The following is a 20975-nucleotide window of genomic DNA, read 5'->3' on the forward strand; positions in this document are numbered from 1 at the left end:
TGAGGTCATTTTAAAATTTTGGCATAACCTGGTTTGCCCTCAGAAATATAAGAGATTGAGCAAACAATCTTCTGTAGCCATATCAAGAGGAATAACCAATGTCTAAGCGTTTGAAGAGTTTCGCCCTAGTTAGTTTAGTGTTTTCACTGACTTGTGGTGTTGGGTTAGCGGCGAATGATGTGATAGTGAAGCATACTTTGGCGCAAACTGCAACCAGTTCGGATGGGAAAGCAGAAGGCGATAAGTTGTTTGAGGAAGGTGTACAGCAGTTTCGACGTGGGGAATATCCCAAAGCATTGCAGACTTACCAACGGGTGCTGGAGATTCGGCGAAAACTGGGGGATAAAGCGGGAATTGGTCAAACGCTGAATAATGTAGGACAGGTTTATAATGGTTTACAGCAAAACGACAAAGCGTTAGAAATTTTACAACAAGCTTTAATAATTCGTAGGGAAATTAAAGATCGTGCTGGAGAGGGAGAAACTTTAGATATTCTGGGTGCAGTTTACCTCAGTTTGCAACAAGACGAAAAATCGCTCGAAACTTTACAACAAGCCTTAGCAATTCGCCGTGAGATCAAAGATAGAAATGGGGAAGCAGCGACTCTTAGTAAAATAGGATTTACTTATGTTTTCTTGAAAAAGCAAGAACAGGGTTTGAAACTTTTACAGGAAGCACTGACGCTACACCAAGAGCTAAAAGACAAGTTTCAAGAAGGTTTTACCTTATTTAGAATAGGGAACGTTTATTGGAATGCAGATGACTATCCTCGTGCTTTGGAATGGTACAAGAAGTCACTGATAACAAATAGAGAGGTAGGAAACCGTGCTTTTGAGGGTAGAAGTTTGCTGCAGATAGGATTGATGCATTTTAATCAACAAGAATATGACCAAGCAATTAAGTTTTATCAACAAGCTTTACCTTTAATTAGAGAAGCAGGAATTAGCCAAGCACAAGAAAATATTTTAGCTTCAATAGGAGATGCTTTTAACAATCTCAAACAATATGATGAGGCAATAAAATTTTATCAACAAGCACTAACCATAACGCAAGAATCAAAAAATAAAGCACAAGCAGCCAGCCTACTTGTAAAATTAGCAAATACTTATTTTACGCTCGCTCAATATGAAAAAGCAATTGATAATTATCAACAATCGTTATCGATTGCACGAGAAATACCCAATAATAAATTACAAATATCCGCCCTTCTATATTTATTGGGGGATGCTTATTTTCAGATAAAACAATATCAGCAGTCGTTGAGCTTTTACCAACAAGCGCTGCCTATTGCCAAAGAAATTACCAATAAATCACTAGAAGCACAGATTCTCGACAGAATTGGTGATAGTTACTTCAAATTGCAGCAGTATGACCAAGCTATAGCAGCTTATCAACAAGCTTTACCAGTTGCCCAAGAAGCAAAAAATCAGGCACTCACAGCAAATATCCTCATTGGTATTGGATCAGGTTATAACTTCCAAGATAATAAAGAAAAATACATAGAATACGTTCAGCAAGCACTAAAGATACAAAGAGAAATCAAAGATAAGCCCGCTATCTTAAAAAGTCTATTATTAGTATCTTCACACTATGGTTCAAAAGCTGTTAATTTCTATACCAGAGGCTTAATTGCTCAAGCCAAAGCAGAATTGCCTCGTCGCATTGAGTTTGCAGAGGAAGCCTTGACCCTTGCTAAAGAACTCAAGCAAGAAGCCGAAGAAGCCACAGCTTTATATGCATTAGGTCAAAGCTACTTGATTTTAGGAGATAATCAGAAGGCGCTAGAATTCTCACAGCAGGCTGTGAAGATTGCGCGAGATATTAAAGACACTGACCTCGAAAATAGTGCCCTCAATAACCTTGCTCAAATTTATTCGTCCCAAGGTAATACCCTCAAAAAAATTGAAGTTGGAGAGCGGCAAGTTGAAATTAAAAGAGAACAAAATGACTTATTAGGTTTAGCTTATGCACTAGTTACTCTTGCTTCTGATTATGCAATTGCAGGTAAACATCAACAACAACTTGAAACTAATCAGAAAGCTTTAGCAGTAGCACAAAAAATTGAAATTAGTCAACTACCTTCAAATCAACAAGAGTATACTCAAGAAGTACAACTCTTTGCTATAGATGGATTAAGCAGTAGTTACGAAAACATGGGGCAACTTGATAAAGCATTAGAGTTTGCTAATGAACATCTAAAAACAGCCCAAAGCTTCGGCAAACCAAAGTTTGAAGCAGCAGCACTACTGAACTTAGCTTCTTTATATACCCATTCTTTTAGAGATAACCTCAAAAGTATTGATGCTGCACAAAAAGCCTTAAAAATTGCACGACAAATTCAAGAACCACAAATAGAAGCACAGGCATTACAGCGATTAGGTGGTAATTATAATGAACTTGGCGATTTTAGTAATGCTCTAGAAGCAGCACAGGAATTATTAAATATTGCCAAGCGCTTAGAAAACCCTCGCTTAGAGCGTGATGCTTTAGTAATTTTTGTAAATGTTTATCATGCTCAGGGTGAATTTCAAAAAGCCCTATCTATGGCACAGCAAGTTGTAGCCATCACACAGCAAAAGAATCTTGGATCTGAAGTAACTGCTTTAGGTGCATTAAGTGGAACTTACTTGTCAGTGGGGGATACATCTAAAGCTATAGATGCAGCACAGCAAATATTAAGCATAGCGAAACAACAAAATAATCCCAATTATAAAATGCTTGGGTTGATGTTTATGGGCAAATCCCATAAACTGCGCGGAGAATATCAACAAGGCGTTACTGTCTTAGAAAAAGCTTTGGAGATAACACCTAACAATAAGTTCTTTGCAGGAGAAATAGCAGTAGTTGGAGAACTTGCGACTCTGTATGAAGCATTAGGAGAATATCAAAAACTTATTGCATTAGCAGAACCGCGTTTACCACAAGTAAAGCAACTGAAAAACCGTCCTGTTGAAGCAGGTATACTGATTGTTTTAGGCTACTCTTACAGCAGTATTGGTGAATATCAGAAAGGTACAGGGCTTGTTGAACAAGGTTTAGCAATTGCACAGGAACTTAAAAATCCTGCTCTTGAATCAATGGGACTAGCGAAATTAGGCAATATTTATAACTCTCGCAATGAGTATCAAAAAGCCTTGGAATTAACACAACAAAGTTTAAAAATTGCTCAAGAAATTAAAAGTCCACCTTTAATACTAGAGCCTCAAGCAACTCTAGGAGATATTTATCATAACTTAGGAGACTATACAAAAAGCCAGGATTATTATCAACAAGTATTGACGATAGCTCAACAACTCAAAAATAGACGAATTGAAGGTACTTCTTTATTAATTCTCAGTCAAATTAATTTTAAGCAGAATGAATCGCAAAAATCTGTAGATTTAGCCCAAAAGGCATTAACAATATTTCAGGAAATTAAAGAACCTCGGTTAGAAGCACTTGCTAATTCAATAGTGAGTATTGGTTACGCTGATTTAGGAAATGAGCAAAAAGCTATAGAGTCAGCCAAAATATCTTTAGCGTTTGCTAGACAAGTAAAAAATACAGCTTGGGAAAAAAATGCATTAGCCTTAATTGGACACATACATCGCAAGTTTGGCAGAACAGAACAAGCAATAGCTTCCTACCAACAAGCTTTAGCAATTAAAACAGATAATCAAGTTAAAGGTGCAGACGCAGGTATTTATGCTGGTTTAGCACAGGTTTATGAGAATTTAAATCAACCTAATGTTGCCATCACCTACTACAAGAAATCTGTTAATAGACTTGAAGAAATTCGTAGCGGTATCAAAGGTTTACCCAAAGAATTACAAAATACATTCTTGAATTCAACATTTGACTTAGATAAAGTTAAAGTTTCAGATATTTATCGACAACTTGCAGAGTTATTAATTAAGCAAGGAAGAGATAAAGAAGCGTTATATGTGCAAGATTTATTAAGAGGACAAGAAATTCGTGAGTCTACAAATACTAGAAGTGGTTCTACTGACAAACCACAAATTCCCCTTACAGAAACAGAACAAAAAGTTCCAGCTTTAAACGAATCTATCATCGCTTTAGGATATCAAATTACTCAATGTGAATCAACTAATAGTCAAGAATGTAGCCAATTAAAACAGAAGCGAAGTACGCTAATTACACAACACATACAACAGATAGAAGGGCTTAATAAGTTAATAAGTGAGAATCGTCATAAAGATGATATTTTCTTTGATCCTACAATCTTAGGGAAAATTAGAGAAATTGTTGAAGCTACTCCCAACACTGTAATGATTTATCCATTAGTAGGAGAACAAGAATTACATATACAGTTGTATGGCAAAGAAGGTGTCGTCAAAACAGTTCCTGTTCCGGTTGGGCGTGTAGAATTAGGAAATGCAGTGCAAGAATTTCGCAGTTTGATGGAAAAATGTGAAAAAATAGCTTACTGCGGTGGTGAAGATATTACTAAAGTAAAAGCAGCAAGTAAAAAGCTTTATGACTGGCTTATTCAACCAATAGAAAAAGAATTAAACGCTAACCCTGTAGAAAATTTGGTTTTTGCTCTGGATAGGGTGACACGTTATATTCCCACAAGTGCATTATTTGATGGAAATCAATACCTAATCGAGAAATATTCTATTTATGTTGCACCTTCAGCAGCATTAACAGATATTAGTAAACCGTCACCATCCCTAAGCACTGGCAATACAAATATATTAGGAATGGGACTCTCTGAGGCTGTAGCTCAAAATGGCGCAATACCTGCTTTTAATGGTTTAAAGAGTGTGCCTAAAGAATTAGATTTTATTGTCAAAGAGCAAAATGATTCTAGCGACAAACAAGGCATTTATAATGGAAAAACTTTCTTAAACTCTCAATTTAACTTCTCTACAATAGAAAATAATCTGAAAGATAAAAATGTTTTGCATTTGGCAACTCATGGTGTATTTGACCCTAATAGCCCACAAAAATCATACGTGCTTTTAGGTGATAAAAAACCAATGTCACAAAACATGATTTACACTTTGGTCGGTTTAAAAAATATTCACCTTGTTGTACTTTCTGCTTGTCAAACAGCACTTGCTAGCCCCAATCAAGACGGTGTAGAAATTAATGCTTTTGCTTATCATTTTTTGAAAAATGGTGCTAAATCAGTAATGGCTACTTTATGGAAAGTAGATGACCCCAGTACGGCTAAACTAATGGAGTTATTTTACCGTAACCTTGCAACTGGAAAAATGACAAAATCTCAAGCATTACGTCAAGCGCAATTAAGTATGCTCAAAGGTGAGAATTATACCGGAGAAAATGGTGATAAACGTGGTGCTTATGTAGAGAGAGAACAAGAAGCATTACCCAGAAATGAACAGCAAAAAAGTAGTTACTCCCACCCCTACTACTGGGCACCATTTATTTTAATTGGTAACGGTTTATAAACAACATCAGAGATGCAATGAATCGCATCTCTCCTCACTAATAAATAATGCACTACCAATCAGTTAGCACACATGAGCAACTTTTATCTCAAAGTTCAATATATTGAAAAACTTTGTTTATTTCAACTCAGTTGGGGAAAAGGACAGCAGCTAAATGTGACAATTCCCTATCCTCAAAATCTCACCATACTCTATCAAGATTGGCAACGTTCCTATCTAAATTATTACAAAAATTACAAAACACAATCAGTACGTGGTCGGATAGCAGATAGTGGTGTAATTTCTACTCCTCCGACGGATTGGCAGGCAAAATTAGTGCAGGCGGAAGCTAAATTTTTGTTGGAATTTCATAAATGGTTGCGTTGTGGAGAATTATATGAAATTCGTATGGCTTTGGCTAATGTAGTAGGAGAAAAAGAAAAAATAGAAACCCCTGCTCAATCACCCCAGATTACAAATCTTTTTGTTACTTGTAACACCATAGATTTAGAACGCTTTCCTTGGGAATCCTGGGAAATTGGTACAGAATTTGCACTTTCTTCTGGTAAAATTCGCATTGTTCGTACTCCTGTAAATATTCATCAAGGATTTGCACAGAAAAATACTCGGCTTACTCGTAAAGTTAGAGTATTAGCAATTTTAGGTGATGAAACTGGCTTAGATTTCAAAGCTGAGAAGCAAGCAATGCGTCAATTTAAAAATATAATTGATGTCAAATTTGTGGGTTTACAGCCAGAAACAAGTATTGCAGATTTAAAAACTAAAATCAAAGATGCTCTTACCTCAGAATCAGGTTGGGATATCTTATTTTTTGCTGGACACAGTAATGAAAATAATATCACCGGAGGAGAACTTAGTATTGCTGAAAACGTCACTTTATCGATTAGTGAAATTGCACCATTATTAAGTATTGCAATAGAACGTGGGTTACAATTTGCAATTTTTAACTCCTGCAATGGGTTGAATATTGCTAACTCTCTAATTGACTTGGGTTTGAGTCAAGTTGCTGTGATGCGCGAACCCGTTCATAATGCGGTAGCAGGGGAATTTTTACTACACTTTTTACAAGCTTTGGCGGAATTTAAAGATGTTCACGAAGCTTTATTATTAGCATCTCAATATTTGAAGACAGAGAAAAACCTTACATATCCCAGTGCTTATTTAATTCCTTCTTTATTTCGTCATCCAGAAGCACCTTTATTTAAGGTTGAACCATTTGGGATTAAACAAAGACTTAAAAAAATTATTCCCACTCGCAAAGAAGCGATCGCACTTACAGCTTTATTATTAATTAGCTTACAAATTCCCGTCCAAAATCACTTATTAGGACGCAGATTGTGGGTACAATCTTTCTATCGTCAATTAACAGGAGAAGCTTTCTATCGTCAACTAACAGGAGAAGTTGCTAATCAAAATATTCCTCCTGTTCTGTTAGTACAAATTGACGACGAATCAATTAAAGAATCTAAAGGTCTAATTAGTAACCCTAGACCAATGAACCGCAAATATATTGCAAGTTTAGTTAATCAGCTAACGAATGAAGGAGCGAAAATAATCGGTATTGACTTTGTATTAGATAGACACCAACCCGACAACGATAAAATTTTAGCCCAAGCTGTCAAAAAAGGAGTTAGTACATCTCCTAATCCAACTTTGTTTATATTCGCGGGAACTGAGTCTGATGCTGGCGTATGGCAGACTGTTATCCCAGAAATTGCCAGTTCTAATTGGAGTTTAGATGGTGAAATAGAAATATTATTTTGTGATACAATACTGCGTATTCCTTGTTATCTCACACTGTTACCATCATCAAGTAATAATTCAAAACCTTTTCCTTTTGCGGGTATATTGGCTTTATCGCATCAATTACAATCTTCTACCGATAATTCAAGCAAAGATAGTAAAAACAAACACCAAATTCCCCAGCCAAAATTAAACAGTCAAAGCAACTTTTGGCAACAAATCAATAGTCATCTCAACAATAATAAACATAATACTATTTTGGGTTCGCCCCGTTCTCGGTTACAACCAATCACCGATTACAGCACAATCATTGCCCAAATGTGGCTGCATCCGATTATTGATTTTTCTATCCCTCCAAACCAAGTATATGAATCCATCCCTGCTTGGAAACTGTTAGATAAAGAAAATAAAAATCTACCTTTGGGAAACATACAAGAACAAGTCGTTATTATCGCACCAGGGGGATACGATGAAGCGGGAATGTCGATGGATAAAGAAGATAATTTTGTTCTACCCCCAGCACTAGATTTTTGGCGACTTCAACAGGGAGACAATAGCAGAATTATATCTGGTGGAGAAGTTCATGCCTATATGGTGCATCATTTTCTTACGCAGAGATTGGTCATACCTATCCCAGATTTTTGGATATTGGGGATTGCTGTTTTGATGGGGAAATATTTCTACTATTTATTACGCAACAATCCTCGATATCGCTGGGAATGGTTGATGTTGCTTTCCTTACTAACGGTCGTTTATGGAATTATTAGTTTGGAAATATACATATCATCCTTAGCAATTTTATTACCTTGGTTTTTACCATCTGCGACTGTTTGGACATATTCCTTATCAGGTTTTTTCCGGAGAGAAAGTCATGAATAATTATAAATTAATTTTATCTAGCTTATTAATATCTGCAATGCCTGCTACATTGATCCCCGTTTTCCCAAATCAAGTATCCTATGCAGAAAAACGTCCAGCACAGCAGTCTTTTTCTTGGTGGAATATTTTTAGGAGGAACCCTCCAGTGGGAAGGGGTAAAGGTGGATCGCGTCCAACGATAAATGGTGTTTGTATTGCTGCACCAGATTTTAACGAAACTATTTGGAGCGATCGCCCGTTTATAATTTGGCAAGGGAATCTGAAAAAAATCGGACTTTCTCAAGGTATTCCCGATGCGAGTGCGACTGACAATATCCAAACAGGACAGCTTTATGCAACTTATACAGGGAATCCCTTGCAACTTGGTCAAACTTACCGTTGGTTAGTAGCAGTTATTGACCAATCGTGGACGGGAAATATTGCATTTAAAATCATGGAACCCCAAAAAAGACAACGCATTACCAATGATTTGCAGAATTTGGAACAGCAAGAAAAAGCTAAGGGAACAAGTGCTGAGGGGATAGCGTTTGCAAAAGCGGAGTATTTTTTAGCACAAGAACCGCCATTGCGCTCAGATGCTTTGCAGCAAGCTTACTCGGTGGACAAACCTTCACCAGAGTTAGTTAAAATCCGGGAAGAGATTGTGAAAGATTTTTGTAAACCGAATTAACCACAGGCTAAGAATTTTCAACTGGTTGAGATGCCTAAAATTAAGCCCCAAATTGTTGTTATACAAGAGTTTGGGCATTTACATAACTTTCGACATCATAAATGCTGGCATAGAGATTATTATGAGGAAAAGAAGTTGCGATCGCTGTCTATGAATCTTCAATCCGTTGTAAGTTTAAACAACCTGCCTCTTCATATCCTAGTTGAACGGCTGGATTCAGGGCATTTTATCGCATCAGTAACAGAGTTAGCTGATTGTGTAGCCGAAGCTGAAAATCGTGAGGATGCGTTCCCCTTTGGGGTTGCCGAAGGCATCGCATTTCTACAAGAAAAAATTAAAGCAAGGCTAGTAAATATTGAGATTTTGACCATAGAAGTTTCAAATAATCCCTGGACAGATTTTATTGGTATGTTTGAGGGCGATGAGGATTTTGCACAGCTGGCTGAGGAATTGCGGACAGAGCGCGAGTTAGACATAAATGGTGCAGCATGAGCCTTTGGTTGCTAGATACTGACCATGTATGGCTACTGTTGGATGGATGAAATCGATCAGCGTGGGTAAAGATGCCCACATTACTTGTTTTTGCTCAATTTCTTGAGAGAGAAGGTTCAACAATAACTTGCTTGGTACGCTAAAAAAAGCATAACCTCTTGTGGTTGAGAAATACGAGTAATTACTGAAAGATTTCAAGGGCTGAAGAAATGCGTAAAAGTCTGAATTGCTTTAACCGCCGAGGTAATAGGGTTTATAAAGCCAAAAATCAGTTATCAATATTTGTTTATCGGGCTACATTTGTTACTGTGTTGCTTTCGTTGATATTTCCCGTAGGTTTAGCATCTCCGCAGATGAGGGAAGTAGAGGGTGGGATAAGTAGTAGATTAGTAGCACAAGGACAGACACAGCAACAGAGACTAGAAGAATCAAGGAAACTAAATAAACAGGGACTTAAATTATTTCGCCAAGGTAAATATAAAGAAGCCCTAGAATTATTCGATAAAGCGCTAGTAATTAGTAGAGAAATTAGGGATAAAGAAAGTGAAAGTAGAATTTTAAGCAATATTGGTTCAGTTTACGACAATCTGGGCGAGTACCGACAGGCACTAGATTATAATCAACAAGCTTTAACTATCGCTCGACAAATCGATGATAAATCAGGTGAAGGTAGAATTTTAGACAACATAGGACAAGTTTACGATCATCTGGGAGAATATCAAAAAGCATTAGATTATTATCAACAAGCCTTAACCATTTCTCGACAAATTGATGATAAATTTGGCGAAGGTACAACTCTCCACAATATTGGAAAAATTTATGACAATCTAGGACAGTATCAAAAAGCATTAGATTATTATCAGCAAGCCTTAATCATTGCTCGACAAATTGATGATAAAGCTGGCGAAGGTACAACTATTAATAATATTGGTTTAGTTTATCGCAGGCTGGGGCAGTATCAAAAAGCATTAGATTATTATCAACAAGCTTTAACCGTTGCTCGACAAGTGGAAGACAAGGAACTTGAAGGTACAACGATTAACAATATTGGGTTGGTTTATAATAGTTTGGGACAATATCAAAGAGCCTTAGATAATTATCAGCAAGCTGTAATTATTGCTCAAAAAATCCTTAATAAAGCACTTGAAGGTATAATTATCAGCAATATTGGGGTAGCCTACGATAATCAGGGACAATACCAAAAAGCATTAAATAATTATCAAAAAGCTTTAACTATTGCTCAACAAATTGGTGATAAAGCTGGTGAAGAAACTACTCTTGGTAATATTGCAGAAGTTTACCGCAGTATGGGACAGTATCAAAAGGCATTAGATTATTGTAAACAAGCATTAAAAATTGCTCGACAAATTGGTGATAAGGCTGGTGAAGGTACTTATTTAAACAATATTGGAGTAGTTTACGAAAATCTAAAACAGTACCAAAAAGCATTAGATAATTACCAACAAGCATTAGCTATTCGTAAACAAGTTCGTGATGATTCTGGCGAAGGTGGAACTCTCAATAATATTGGAGTACATTATATAGATCAAGGTAATTACTCCGAAGCGGAAAAACCTCTCTTTGCTGCTATTAAAATTTGGGAGTCACTACGGGCGACATTAAATGATGAGCAAAAAATATCAATATTTCAACAACAAGCCACTACCTATCGATGGTTACAAAAAGCTTTAATTGCCCAAAATAAAATAGAACAAGCATTAGAAATATCTGAACGCGGTAGAGCCAGAGCCATTATCGACTTAATCACCTCAAAATCAACCAGAAGTAACGAATTTTTAAACACAATCCCATCCATTGCTCAAATCAAAAAAATCGCCCAACAGCAAAAAGCTACACTTGTGGAATATTTCTTAGCCAAGGATGCAAAACTTTATATTTGGGTAGTTCAACCCACAGGAGAAATTAAATTTAAACAAGTAGATTTAAAATCCCTCAAAACACCTCTGAAAAATTTAGTAGAAACCAGTCGTCAATCTATTGGTGTTATCAAACAACGTGGTGCTGAAATTGAAAACCCACCCCTACCAAGTCCAGAAAATCAAAAAAAACGCTTACAACAACTCCACGAACTCCTAATTACACCCATCGCCAACTATCTCCCCAAAAATCCTAGCGATCGCGTAATTTTTATTCCCCATGAATCTCTATTTCTTGTCCCCTTCCCCGCGCTCAAGGATGCAAACAACAAATACCTGATTGAAAAGCATACCATCCTCACCGCTCCAGCAATTCAGGTATTAGACTACACCCGTAAAAACACAGAAACATTAAATATTGCATCTCTGCAACTGGGAGATACATTACTAGTAGGGAACCCAATTATGCCCGTTACAGGGATTCCACCCGTACAACAACGTCCTTTACCCGGTACAGAAAAAGAAGCGAATAAAATAGCCTCCATCCTCAACACCCAACCTCTAATCGGTAAACAAGCAACAAAATCTGCCGTACTGCAAAAAATATCAACCGCCAAAATAATTCATTTAGCTACACATGGATTACTCTATGGCTTTGGGGAAAGAATACCAGGTGCGATCGCACTTGCTCCCGATACTCCTGGTGTCAACGAAGGATTGCTCAAAACAACCGAAATAATTAACTTAAATTTGAACGCAGACTTAGTAGTTTTAAGTGCTTGCGATACTGCTGGAGGGGAAATCACAGGTGATGGAGTCGTGGGATTATCCCGTTCCTTATTGACTGCGGGAGCAGAGAGCGTCATCGTTTCCCTGTGGGCGGTTGATGATAGTTCCACCTCAGATTTAATGGTGGAATTTTACCAGCAATTACAGCAAAATCCTGACAAAGCCAAAGCCCTACGTCAAGCAATGTTAAGCACAATGAAAAAATATCCCCATCCCATACACTGGGCGGCTTTCACCCTCATCGGCAACGCCGAATAAACGGGAATTAAAAAAAATTTTCACCAAACCGCAAAATTTTGGCATATCCTCCTTACTCCCAGAAATACATATAACCAAGAAAGCAAAAGATACTTCCAGAACGGAAAAAACAATTGTAATTCACTCTGCCGAAAGTATCTAGTTTTCTTTTGCCAACATCACCCAACAATCATCAATAATTTAGGAAACGAAAAAATGAAAAAATTCACACTAGCACTTGGCATGGCTGTATTAGGTGCGGTTATTTCTAGTCCCAAAGTTTTGGCAGAAAATCTCAATCAATCAGAACCAATCCTGATTGCTCAAACTCAAACTCAACTCAAGCCACAACTACAGCCACCCTCAATCAACCCTCAATTTACACATACCTACAACTCTGGAAATAGTAACAATATCGAGACCTTATTAAATCAGGCAACAGAGTATCTACAAAAGGGCAATTATGACCAAGTAATTGATAATTGTAATTAAATTTTACAACAAGATAAAGATAATTATGGAGCTTATATACTGCGAGGTTTAGCATATATCCAACTAGAAAAGTATCAGCCCGCAGTTGATGATTTTAATCAAGCAATTCGGATTGAGCCAAATTCCCATTACTCATACTTTGGTAGAGGTTATGCTTACTTATACTTAAAAGACTACGAACAGTCACTAGCAGATTTTAATCAAGCAATAAAATTAGATTCAGACTTCGCCCATGCTTATTTTTGGCGTGGTATTGCTCAGGGGAATTTAGGTAATAAACAGGGAGCAGTTGCAGATTTAAAACAAGCGGCGGAACTGTATAAAAGAGAGGGTAAAACTGAGAATATGAAGACAGCACTTGACCTGCTAAAGCAAATTAGTTAATGCAAATATTAAGCCCAGATTCCCATCTGTTTGGAGGGGAATCTGTAACACTCGCATTTCTGATTACTGAGTTTTATGGTAATTTAAGCAGAAATACGGATAAAGCGGGTGCGTTACGTCAAGCAATGCTGGAAACGATGAAAAAGTATCCAAATCCTCGCGATTGGGCTGGTTTTACGTTGGTTGATTTGTTGTAGTGGGGGTATGACTATGCGTTCCTGCAAAATGGGCTTAAGTGTGTTGGTTTGTCTGTTAGCTATTTTTTCGGCTTCGTTCGGTTCTAGTTTGTTGATGGTGTTTACTGAATCGCGGGTTTTGGCGCAGACGGTAGATGCACGGAAAGCGGAAGCTGATAAACTCTTTAAGCAAGGTATTCAGCAGTATCAAACCAGTCTGTTTGAGGCCGCATTACAATCTTGGCAGCAAGCGCTGATTATTTACCGAGAAATCAAAGACCGTGATTTTGAAAATGCCACATTGGGAAATATCGGTCTTGTCTACCTTGATTTGGGAAACTACACCAAAGCTATTGAATACTTTCAGCAAGTTTTGGCGATCGCACGAGAAATCAAAGACCGTGATTTGGAGAGTGCCTCACTGGGAAATCTTGGTGTTGCGTACCTTTACTTGGGAGACTACCCCAAAGCTATTAACTACCAACAGCAGCGCTTGGCGATCGCACGGGAAATTAAAGACCATCAAGGTGAAGGAAAAGCACTAGTAAATCTTGGTATTGCCTATTATAATCTAGGAAACTACCCAAAAGCTATTGAGTACTATCAGCAAAGCTTGGCGATCGCACGGAAAATTCAAGACCGTCCAACTGAGGCAAGAGTACTGGGAAGTCTCGGTAATGTTTACGATAGTCTAGGAAACTATCCGAAAGCCATTGAGTACCACCAGCAAAGTTTGGCGATTGTACGAGAAATTAAAGACCGTCAAAGCGAGGGAAGAATACTAGGAAATCTCGGTCTTGCCTACTTTAGCTTGAGAGATTACCCGAAAGCCATTGAGTACCATCAACAAAGTTTGGCGATCGCACGGGAAATTAAAGACCGTCAAACTGAAGGAAATGCACTCTCGAATCTCGGTGTTGCCTACCTTTCCTTGGGAGAATACCCCAAAGCCATTGAGTACCATCAACAAAGTTTGGCGATCGCACGGGAAATTAAAGACCGTCAAGGCGAGGGTAAATCACTGGGAAATCTTGGTAATGCCTACAGTTCTTTGGGAAACTACCCCAAAGCCATTGAGTACTACACACAAACTTTAGCGATCGCACAGGAAATTAAAGACCGTCAAAGTGAAAAGTCTGCGCTGGGAAATATCGGTGTTGCCTACCGTTCTCTAGGAGACTACCCCAAAGCTCTTGAGTACCAACAACAAAGTTTAGCGATCGCCCAGGAAATTAAAGACCGTCAAGGTGAGAGTAGTTCACTTGGAAATATCGGTAGTGTTTACCTTTCTCTGGGAGATTACCCCAAAGCTATTGACTACTTTCAGCAGCAATTGGTAATTACCCGAGAAATCAAAGACCCTAAAGGCGAGAGTAATGCACTTGGAAATATCGGTAATGTTTACCTTGACTTGGGAGACTATCCCAAAGCTATTGAGTACTTTCAACAAGTGTTGGTGATCGCCCGAGAAATTAAAGACCGTCAAAGCGAGGGTCAATCACTGGGAAATCTTGGTAATGCCTACAGTTCTTTGGGAAACTACTCCAAAGCCATTGAGTACCAACAACAAAGTTTGGTGATCGCCCGAGAAATCAAAGACCGTCAAGGCGAGAGTCATTCACTCAGAGAACTTGGTTCTGCCTACCTTTACCAGGGAGACTACCCGAAAGCCATTGACTACTACAAGCAAAATTTAGCGCTCGCCCAGGAAATTAAAGATAGATTAGGCGAGGGAGCGTCTTTAAACAATCTAGGAATTGCTTTTTATAAAGGAGGTAATCTTCCCGCCGCAGAGAAAACTCTGTATGAGGGAATTAAGGTTAAAGAATCGCTGCGAGGTAAAAAGTTAGCTGATACTAACAAAGTTTCACTTTTTGACACTCAAAACAACACCTATAGAATTTTACAACAAGTTCTCATCGCCCAAAATAAAACCGATGCTGCTTTAGAAATATCTGAACGCGGAAGGGGAAGAGCATTTGTCGAACTACTTGCTTCCCGCTTATCTGCTAACTTGCAAGAAGAACCTCCTACGCCAACAAATATTAGGGAGATTAAGCAAATTGCTAAAGCACAAAATTCTACCCTCATTCAATATTCAATTATTTATGATGAGTTCAAAATTAATGGCAAACGAGAAATAAAAGAATCAGAACTTTATATTTGGGTCATCAAACCCACGGGTGAAGTCACATTCCGCAAAGCCGACCTCAAACCATTATGGCAAAAAGAAAATATCAATTTAGAGCAATTAGTTAAAATTAGCCGTCAATCAATTGGTGTCAGAGGTGCAAAAATAGAAAACCCACCTCAAGCAAATCCAGAAACTCAGAAAAAACGCTTACAAAAACTCCACGAAATATTAATCTCACCCATCGCTGACCTATTGCCCAAAAAAGAAACTGATAAAGTAGTATTCATCCCGCAAAGCTCATTATTTCTAGTTCCCTTCCCTGCATTACAAGACGAAAACGGCAAATACCTGATAGAAAAGCATACCATCCTCACATCTCCATCAATTCAGGTTTTAGATTTAACTAAAAAACAATATCAAAAACTTGGCAACCAACCCCTACAGACTAATAATATGCTGATTGTGGGTAATCCCATCATGCCCAAAGTCACAATAAAAATTGGCGAAACACCGCAACAATTACCACCTTTAGATGGGGCAGAAAAAGAAGCAAAAGCTATTGCTAATTTATTTAAAATTCAACCCTTACTTGGTAAACAAGCTACAGAATCCACTGTAGTCCAACGCTTACCCCAAGCACAAATTATTCACTTTGCCACCCACGGATTATTTGATGATATTCGTGGTTTAGATAGTTCGATTGCTCTAACACCAGAAAATCTTAACTCCCTTTCATCCCCTCTCAGCAAAGAAGAGCAAAAACGCGATGGACTCCTCACCGCAGAAGAAATTTTTGGCTTGGAACTCAAAGCCAATTTAGTAGTTCTCAGTGCTTGCGATACAGGTAGAGGAAGAATTACTGGGGATGGTGTTATCGGTTTATCTCGCTCTTTTATCAGTGCAGGAGTACCCAGTGTCATCGTCTCCCTCTGGTCAGTTGATGATGGTTCAACCGCATTTTTAATGACCGAGTTTTATCAAAATCTGCAACAAAAAATGGACAAAGCCACAGCATTAAGAAAAGCCATGCTCGACACCAAGAAAAAATATTCAAATCCATCACAATGGGCAGCTTTTACCCTCATCGGTGAATCTCAATGACCTAACCCCCTTCCCTGCACGGGAATGGGGAATTTCAAAGCCTCTCTCCTGCAAGGAGAGAGGTTTGGAGAGAGGTCAAAACTGCATATCCTCCTCACTTCTAGAAATATAAATAACCAAATAATCCAAAATCACCATGTCTTACATCAAACGCCGTCAATTTATCCAATTCGCTGGTTCTGCTTTAGCCACAATGGGTATCAGCCAGTTAGATATCATGCGTCAAGGAGAACGTTACGCAAAAGCTTTAGCACAAGATACACCCCGCAAACTGGCGTTACTGGTGGGAATAAACGATTATAAAAACAGCATACCTACTCTAGGAGGTTGCTTAACCGATGTTTCCTTACAAAAAGAGTTACTAACCAACCGCTTTGGTTTTAACGCAAAAAATATTCTGACTTTAACCGACTCACAAGCCACACGCCAAGGTATTTTACAAGCATTTGACGAACACCTAATCAAGCAAGCCAAACCTGGTGATGTTGTAATCTTCCATTTTTCTGGACATGGTTCGCGTGTCAAAGATAAAGATATGCCCGGTGGACTTAACGGTACAATTGTCCCGGTTGATAGTTCCTTACCTCCTAATGGTGGTGTGGTGCAAGATATTATGGGAGGCACACTGTTTTTACTCATGTATGCATTGCAAACCACAAATGTCACTGTGGTATTAGATTGTTGTTACTCAGGGGGTACAAAGCGGGGAAATTTTGCTGTTCGTTCCCGCGATGGTGGAAGTAATTTCTTACCTAGTAAAGATGAATATGAAACACAGCGTAAATTATTAGAAAGAATCCCACTGTCACAACAAGATTTTATTACCAAACGCCGCCAAAATGTTGCTAAGGGAATAGTAATTACAGCTGCGAAATCCGATCAATTTGCTGTAGATGGTCAATTTAGTGACTTTCGTGCTGGAGCTTTTACTTACGCTTTAACTCAATATCTTTGGCAGGTAAATAGCAATGAAGCTTTTGCTAAAACTTTCGCCTATGTTCGCCATAATGCTCGCACGATAGCATGGAATACTGGCGGTTTTCAAGAAGCAGAAATAGAAAGAAACATCACAAATCTCAACTCCCCATTATACTTTTTACCTCCTAAAGCAACTCCCGCAGAAGCCGTAGTTACAGGTGTGAATGGCAACCAAGTAAATTTATGGTTGGGTGGAATCGAACCCCAAAGTCTAGAGGGTTTCAATAAAAGTGCAACTTTAACAATTATTGATGAAAAAGGGGAAGCACGCGGACATGTACAAATTGAATCCCGTCAAGGCTTATTTGCTAAAGGTAAATTACTCGACAACACACGCACTCAAACAGCATTAGCAAAAGGAACTTTTTTACAAGAGCGTATTCGCACTATTCCTAAAGATATAACTTTAAAAATCGGACTTGATGATAGTTCTCTTGATAGTAATATCATTGCTCAAGCAAAACAAGCTTTACAAACAATACCTGGTATTGAAGCCTTACCTCTGCGACAAAAAGAAGTGCAATATATATTTGGTCGGATGACTCAAGCCAAATATCAAGAATTACAGAAACAAAAAATCCCAAATTTACCTGCAATTGGTAGCTTTGGTTTATTTACACCTACCTTAGACACAATTATTGTTAATTCCTTTGATGATGCTGGCGAAACATTAAATACCGCAGTGCAACGCTTACAACCAAAACTTAAATCATTCTGGGCTGCGAGAATGGTCAAAAATATTCTTGGTAATAAAAATACATCAAAAATCAATATTTCTGTTTCCATGATTATTGCTGATAGTCAAGAACCTCTCGCCAATACTTTTACACCTCGTGGAGCCAAAACAAATAATGACAATGGCAACCAATCAGCACCATCCAAACCAGTAAGTATTTCCGATTCTGGTATACCAAAATTACCCTTGGACACAAAAATAGCTTTCTATGTTCACAATCAAGAATCGGTACCTCTTTACGTCACTATTTTAGGTATAGATAGTGCTGGAGACATAGGAAATCTCTTTCCTTATGATTGGTCAGAAGAACCGATATTAGCCGCATCAATAGCAGGTGGAGATAAAGTACTAATCCCCAAAGCTGAACATCAACGTAGCGGCACAAGGATAAATATTGGCGAGCCACTGGGCTTTTCAGAAATACTGATTATTGCCAGTCCCACACCTTTACGGGATTTACTCGAGAAACTCCAAGCGATCGCAGTTTCCCAAGGACAAGCTGGTAAACGCAGCGTCATAACAGCAACCGGAGATGAATTTTTAGACTTAACTAATAACTTGCTTGATGATTTAGACAGAAGCACTCGCGGTGGAATTCTTGTGGAAAATATCCAACTTCCAGAGGGAGAACGTGGAGTTGATACTACAAAATTAGCCGTAATTTCGATTCCATTTGAAGTAGTGAGTTAGTAAAATTGAGTAAACTTACAGTGTTATTGTTTCATGTATGGGAGGTTAGGTAAAATACCTAACCTCATTTGTTTTAATTCAGAGTTAAGAGGTTGTTTGAAAAGTTTTTGGCTGTGATTTTAGATACTAATCGATCCCCCCTACCCCCCTTTTTAAGGGGGGAAATACAATCAAAGTCCACGGCAGTTGCTTCAAGTCGGGAAACCCGCCCAACGCACTGCCTCCCCTTTTTAAGGGGGATTTAGGGGGATCTAAAACTTTTTGCTACCAACGACAGGACTTTTAAAACATCCTCTAAGAAGTAAACGATCATCTTGAAGGTGTTGCTCGAACTCTCTCACGTAATAACAGTCCAGGTTTTAGTGATATAGATGTTGGAGATTCTAGCAATTTTGCATATCCTACCAATCCTTTACGACTTTCAAGCTTAACTATTCCTTGCTGCTGACCTTCAGCATTGATGATTTCAAAAACAGCACCTTGATTCAAGTTCTCCAGATTTTTTGGATTAACACCACCAAGCCAAATTTCTATTTGATTTTCCTTAACTTGAGTAATTACCGCTTCTGCCCTCGGTGTTTGTACTCCAATAAAATACATGGGACGTTGCTGATAATCGCTGTTGGGTTTAACAAAAAGTACAGGCTCTTGAAAATTACCTTGCTCAAAACTTAAAGCCTTGACATTGCGAGCAATATTCACAAATGATTCACCCAAAGTTAGATTTCCACTTTGCTGCCAGAGATACTGTGTCAAAGTATAAGTAAATAGTCCTGCATTAAAGTCATTAAAGCTGGCATCGATGGCAAATTGATCGCGCCTTGCACTTGCAAGCACAACTCCTTTAGGTATTCCGATTCTCCGTTGTTTTATAAATTCCTCTGCTGACAAACCTAAACGTTGTAACCAACTTGCTTGGTAAGCCTTTTCTTCGGGACTAACTTGAAATTTCCCCTCTAACTGAGAAGATTTCAATGGGCTACTGACTAAACCGCCAGAATAGATAGTATCGATGACAAAAGTCACATTTTCCGTCTTCAATGCTGCCATCAACAGCCAAAGCGTGTGTCCTGTCACCTCTTTGGTGCTAGAAGAATTTTCCGATGCTAATTGACTATCAACAGCAACCAAGCTACTAACAAAACCATCTGGATGATCCCGATCCGCGTCAATTACTCGTGAACCATGTCCAGAAAAGTGAAATACTACCACATCCCCTGGTTTGGCTTGCTTAATCAAATGCTCCTCAAAGGCTTGTAAGATACCTTTGCGCGTGGCTTGTTTATCAGTCAGAGTCAAAATATCTTGAGGATTAAAACCAAAGCGGTGAATTAATAACTCACGTTGCAATACAACGTCATTAACACAACCCGATAACTGAGCCACACCATCAGAGTATTCATTAATTCCCACCAATAATGCTAATTTTCGCGGTGTGTTTTGGGCATAAGCTTTAGTATCAAAGCTCCCCTGTTGACTTATACCCAATTGCTCTAACCCTAATGTTGCTAAGGTCGAGCTTGCGAGTAGCAGAAAATGACGGCGTTTAAATGAAGACATGATTATTCCTTAGTCTAAGTATGAGACACTAAACAGTTAGCTGTCACAATTACTGTATTTCTCAGTGACTCAAGGATATGCAAATCCTGTAAGAGCAATTTCGGCAAGAACAAGCTTATTTTATTGGCGGTAAGCGTAGCCATGCCGTAAGCTTATCCCTTGGTAGTGTCGAGTTAGGCTGTGTTCGATGTGCGCCAAAATATTCTTGTGGTATCTGCTGTTTTTGCTCTTTGGTTAATGCGTTGTAAAAGCTCAATGCGCGATCGCCTCGACAAGTAGCATTTTTCTGAGCGATATTTCCCAGAGGGAATTAAAAATACAGTAAGCTTTAAACCACGGTAAAACTACTGATAAATTGTACTTTTATAGACAAATGCTGCTTGAATGTAGTCTTTGAATCATCTTGAGTCAAGTCACACAATTATAATCTCCAAGAATGATTCCTTCATTAGCAGAACGTTCAAATACTACTGAAAGATTATTTGCTGGCATTTGATAAATCTGTTTTAAGATGAGATCTTCTGACCTAGCTGCTGCCACTACATCATCCAAGTTACGCACACCCCACTGTGAGTTTTGGGCGCGTAAATATTCGTCAAAAGCTGCATTACTTAGTGAGG

General features: G+C 38.4%; 12 protein-coding genes. 10 read left to right on the forward strand and 2 right to left on the reverse strand.

Features of this window, described 5'->3' with window-relative positions; genetic code table 11:
- Positions 1–98: 98 nt before the first annotated feature.
- The 10 genes from H6G41_RS26510 (at position 99) to H6G41_RS26555 (ending at position 18795) form a co-directional block, all read left to right on the forward strand.
- Complete coding sequence (locus H6G41_RS26510; RefSeq protein ID WP_190750198.1) at positions 99–5417, forward strand: tetratricopeptide repeat protein; 5319 nt, start codon at positions 99–101, stop codon at positions 5415–5417.
- Between the two features lie 72 nt (positions 5418–5489).
- Entirely contained in the window at positions 5490–8039 is a 2550-nt protein-coding gene (locus tag H6G41_RS26515) for a CHASE2 domain-containing protein (protein ID WP_190750200.1), read from the forward strand.
- The gene (locus H6G41_RS26520) at positions 8032–8709 is read left to right on the forward strand and encodes a hypothetical protein (protein WP_190750202.1); all 678 of its coding nucleotides are present in this window, start codon (positions 8032–8034) and stop codon (positions 8707–8709) included. Before H6G41_RS26515 ends, H6G41_RS26520 begins: the two co-directional genes overlap by 8 nt.
- 30 nt (positions 8710–8739) lie before the next feature.
- Positions 8740–9201 carry a hypothetical protein gene (locus H6G41_RS26525; RefSeq protein ID WP_242038058.1) on the forward strand — a complete coding sequence of 154 codons (462 nt, stop codon included), beginning with the start codon at positions 8740–8742 and terminating at the stop codon, positions 9199–9201.
- Positions 9202–9410: 209 nt separating this feature from the next.
- Positions 9411–12125, forward strand: a complete 2715-nt coding sequence (locus H6G41_RS26530; RefSeq protein ID WP_190750204.1) for a CHAT domain-containing tetratricopeptide repeat protein — start codon at positions 9411–9413, stop codon at positions 12123–12125.
- Between the two features lie 195 nt (positions 12126–12320).
- On the forward strand, positions 12321–12596 hold the full coding sequence (locus H6G41_RS26535) for a hypothetical protein (RefSeq protein ID WP_190750206.1): 276 nt from the start codon (positions 12321–12323) through the stop codon (positions 12594–12596).
- A 39-nt stretch (positions 12597–12635) separates the two neighbouring features.
- Positions 12636–12980, forward strand: a complete 345-nt coding sequence (locus H6G41_RS36245; RefSeq protein WP_199316323.1) for a tetratricopeptide repeat protein — start codon at positions 12636–12638, stop codon at positions 12978–12980.
- A complete protein-coding gene (locus H6G41_RS26545) occupies positions 12980–13177 on the forward strand; it encodes a CHAT domain-containing protein (protein ID WP_242038059.1) in 198 nt (65 codons plus the stop codon). Before H6G41_RS36245 ends, H6G41_RS26545 begins: the two co-directional genes overlap by 1 nt.
- A gap of 13 nt (positions 13178–13190) precedes the next feature.
- The gene (locus H6G41_RS26550; RefSeq protein ID WP_190750208.1) at positions 13191–16391 is read left to right on the forward strand and encodes a CHAT domain-containing protein; all 3201 of its coding nucleotides are present in this window, start codon (positions 13191–13193) and stop codon (positions 16389–16391) included.
- A 136-nt stretch (positions 16392–16527) separates the two neighbouring features.
- Positions 16528–18795, forward strand: coding sequence for a caspase family protein (locus H6G41_RS26555; protein ID WP_190750210.1), 2268 nt, complete (start codon positions 16528–16530; stop codon positions 18793–18795).
- 309 nt (positions 18796–19104) lie between these two features.
- Here H6G41_RS26555 and H6G41_RS26560 read toward each other — a convergent pair whose 3' ends face one another.
- Together H6G41_RS26560 and H6G41_RS26565 are read right to left on the reverse strand one after the other, a co-directional pair.
- Positions 19105–20355, reverse strand: coding sequence for a caspase family protein (locus H6G41_RS26560; RefSeq protein WP_190750212.1), 1251 nt, complete (start codon positions 20353–20355; stop codon positions 19105–19107).
- A gap of 408 nt (positions 20356–20763) precedes the next feature.
- The coding region (locus H6G41_RS26565) for a DUF938 domain-containing protein (RefSeq protein WP_190750214.1) at positions 20764–20975 on the reverse strand (212 nt) is incomplete at its 5' end.

This window comes from Tolypothrix sp. FACHB-123, assembly GCF_014697075.1.
Taxonomy (GTDB): Bacteria; Cyanobacteriota; Cyanobacteriia; order Cyanobacteriales; family Nostocaceae; genus Aulosira.

Excerpts from the sequence above, each read along its gene's own strand:
- H6G41_RS26515 (WP_190750200.1), top strand. The coding sequence starts at position 5,490 with ATGAGCAACTTTTATCTCAAAGTTCAATATATTGAAAAACTTTGTTTA.
- H6G41_RS26535 (WP_190750206.1), top strand. The coding sequence starts at position 12,321 with ATGAAAAAATTCACACTAGCACTTGGCATGGCTGTATTAGGTGCGGTT.
- H6G41_RS26555 (WP_190750210.1), top strand. The coding sequence starts at position 16,528 with ATGTCTTACATCAAACGCCGTCAATTTATCCAATTCGCTGGTTCTGCT.
- H6G41_RS26560 (WP_190750212.1), bottom strand. The coding sequence starts at position 20,355 with ATGTCTTCATTTAAACGCCGTCATTTTCTGCTACTCGCAAGCTCGACC.
- H6G41_RS26530 (WP_190750204.1), top strand. The coding sequence starts at position 9,411 with ATGCGTAAAAGTCTGAATTGCTTTAACCGCCGAGGTAATAGGGTTTAT.
- H6G41_RS26550 (WP_190750208.1), top strand. The coding sequence starts at position 13,191 with ATGCGTTCCTGCAAAATGGGCTTAAGTGTGTTGGTTTGTCTGTTAGCT.
- H6G41_RS26525 (WP_242038058.1), top strand. The coding sequence starts at position 8,740 with ATGCCTAAAATTAAGCCCCAAATTGTTGTTATACAAGAGTTTGGGCAT.
- H6G41_RS26545 (WP_242038059.1), top strand. The coding sequence starts at position 12,980 with ATGCAAATATTAAGCCCAGATTCCCATCTGTTTGGAGGGGAATCTGTA.
- H6G41_RS26510 (WP_190750198.1), top strand. The coding sequence starts at position 99 with ATGTCTAAGCGTTTGAAGAGTTTCGCCCTAGTTAGTTTAGTGTTTTCA.
- H6G41_RS26520 (WP_190750202.1), top strand. The coding sequence starts at position 8,032 with ATGAATAATTATAAATTAATTTTATCTAGCTTATTAATATCTGCAATG.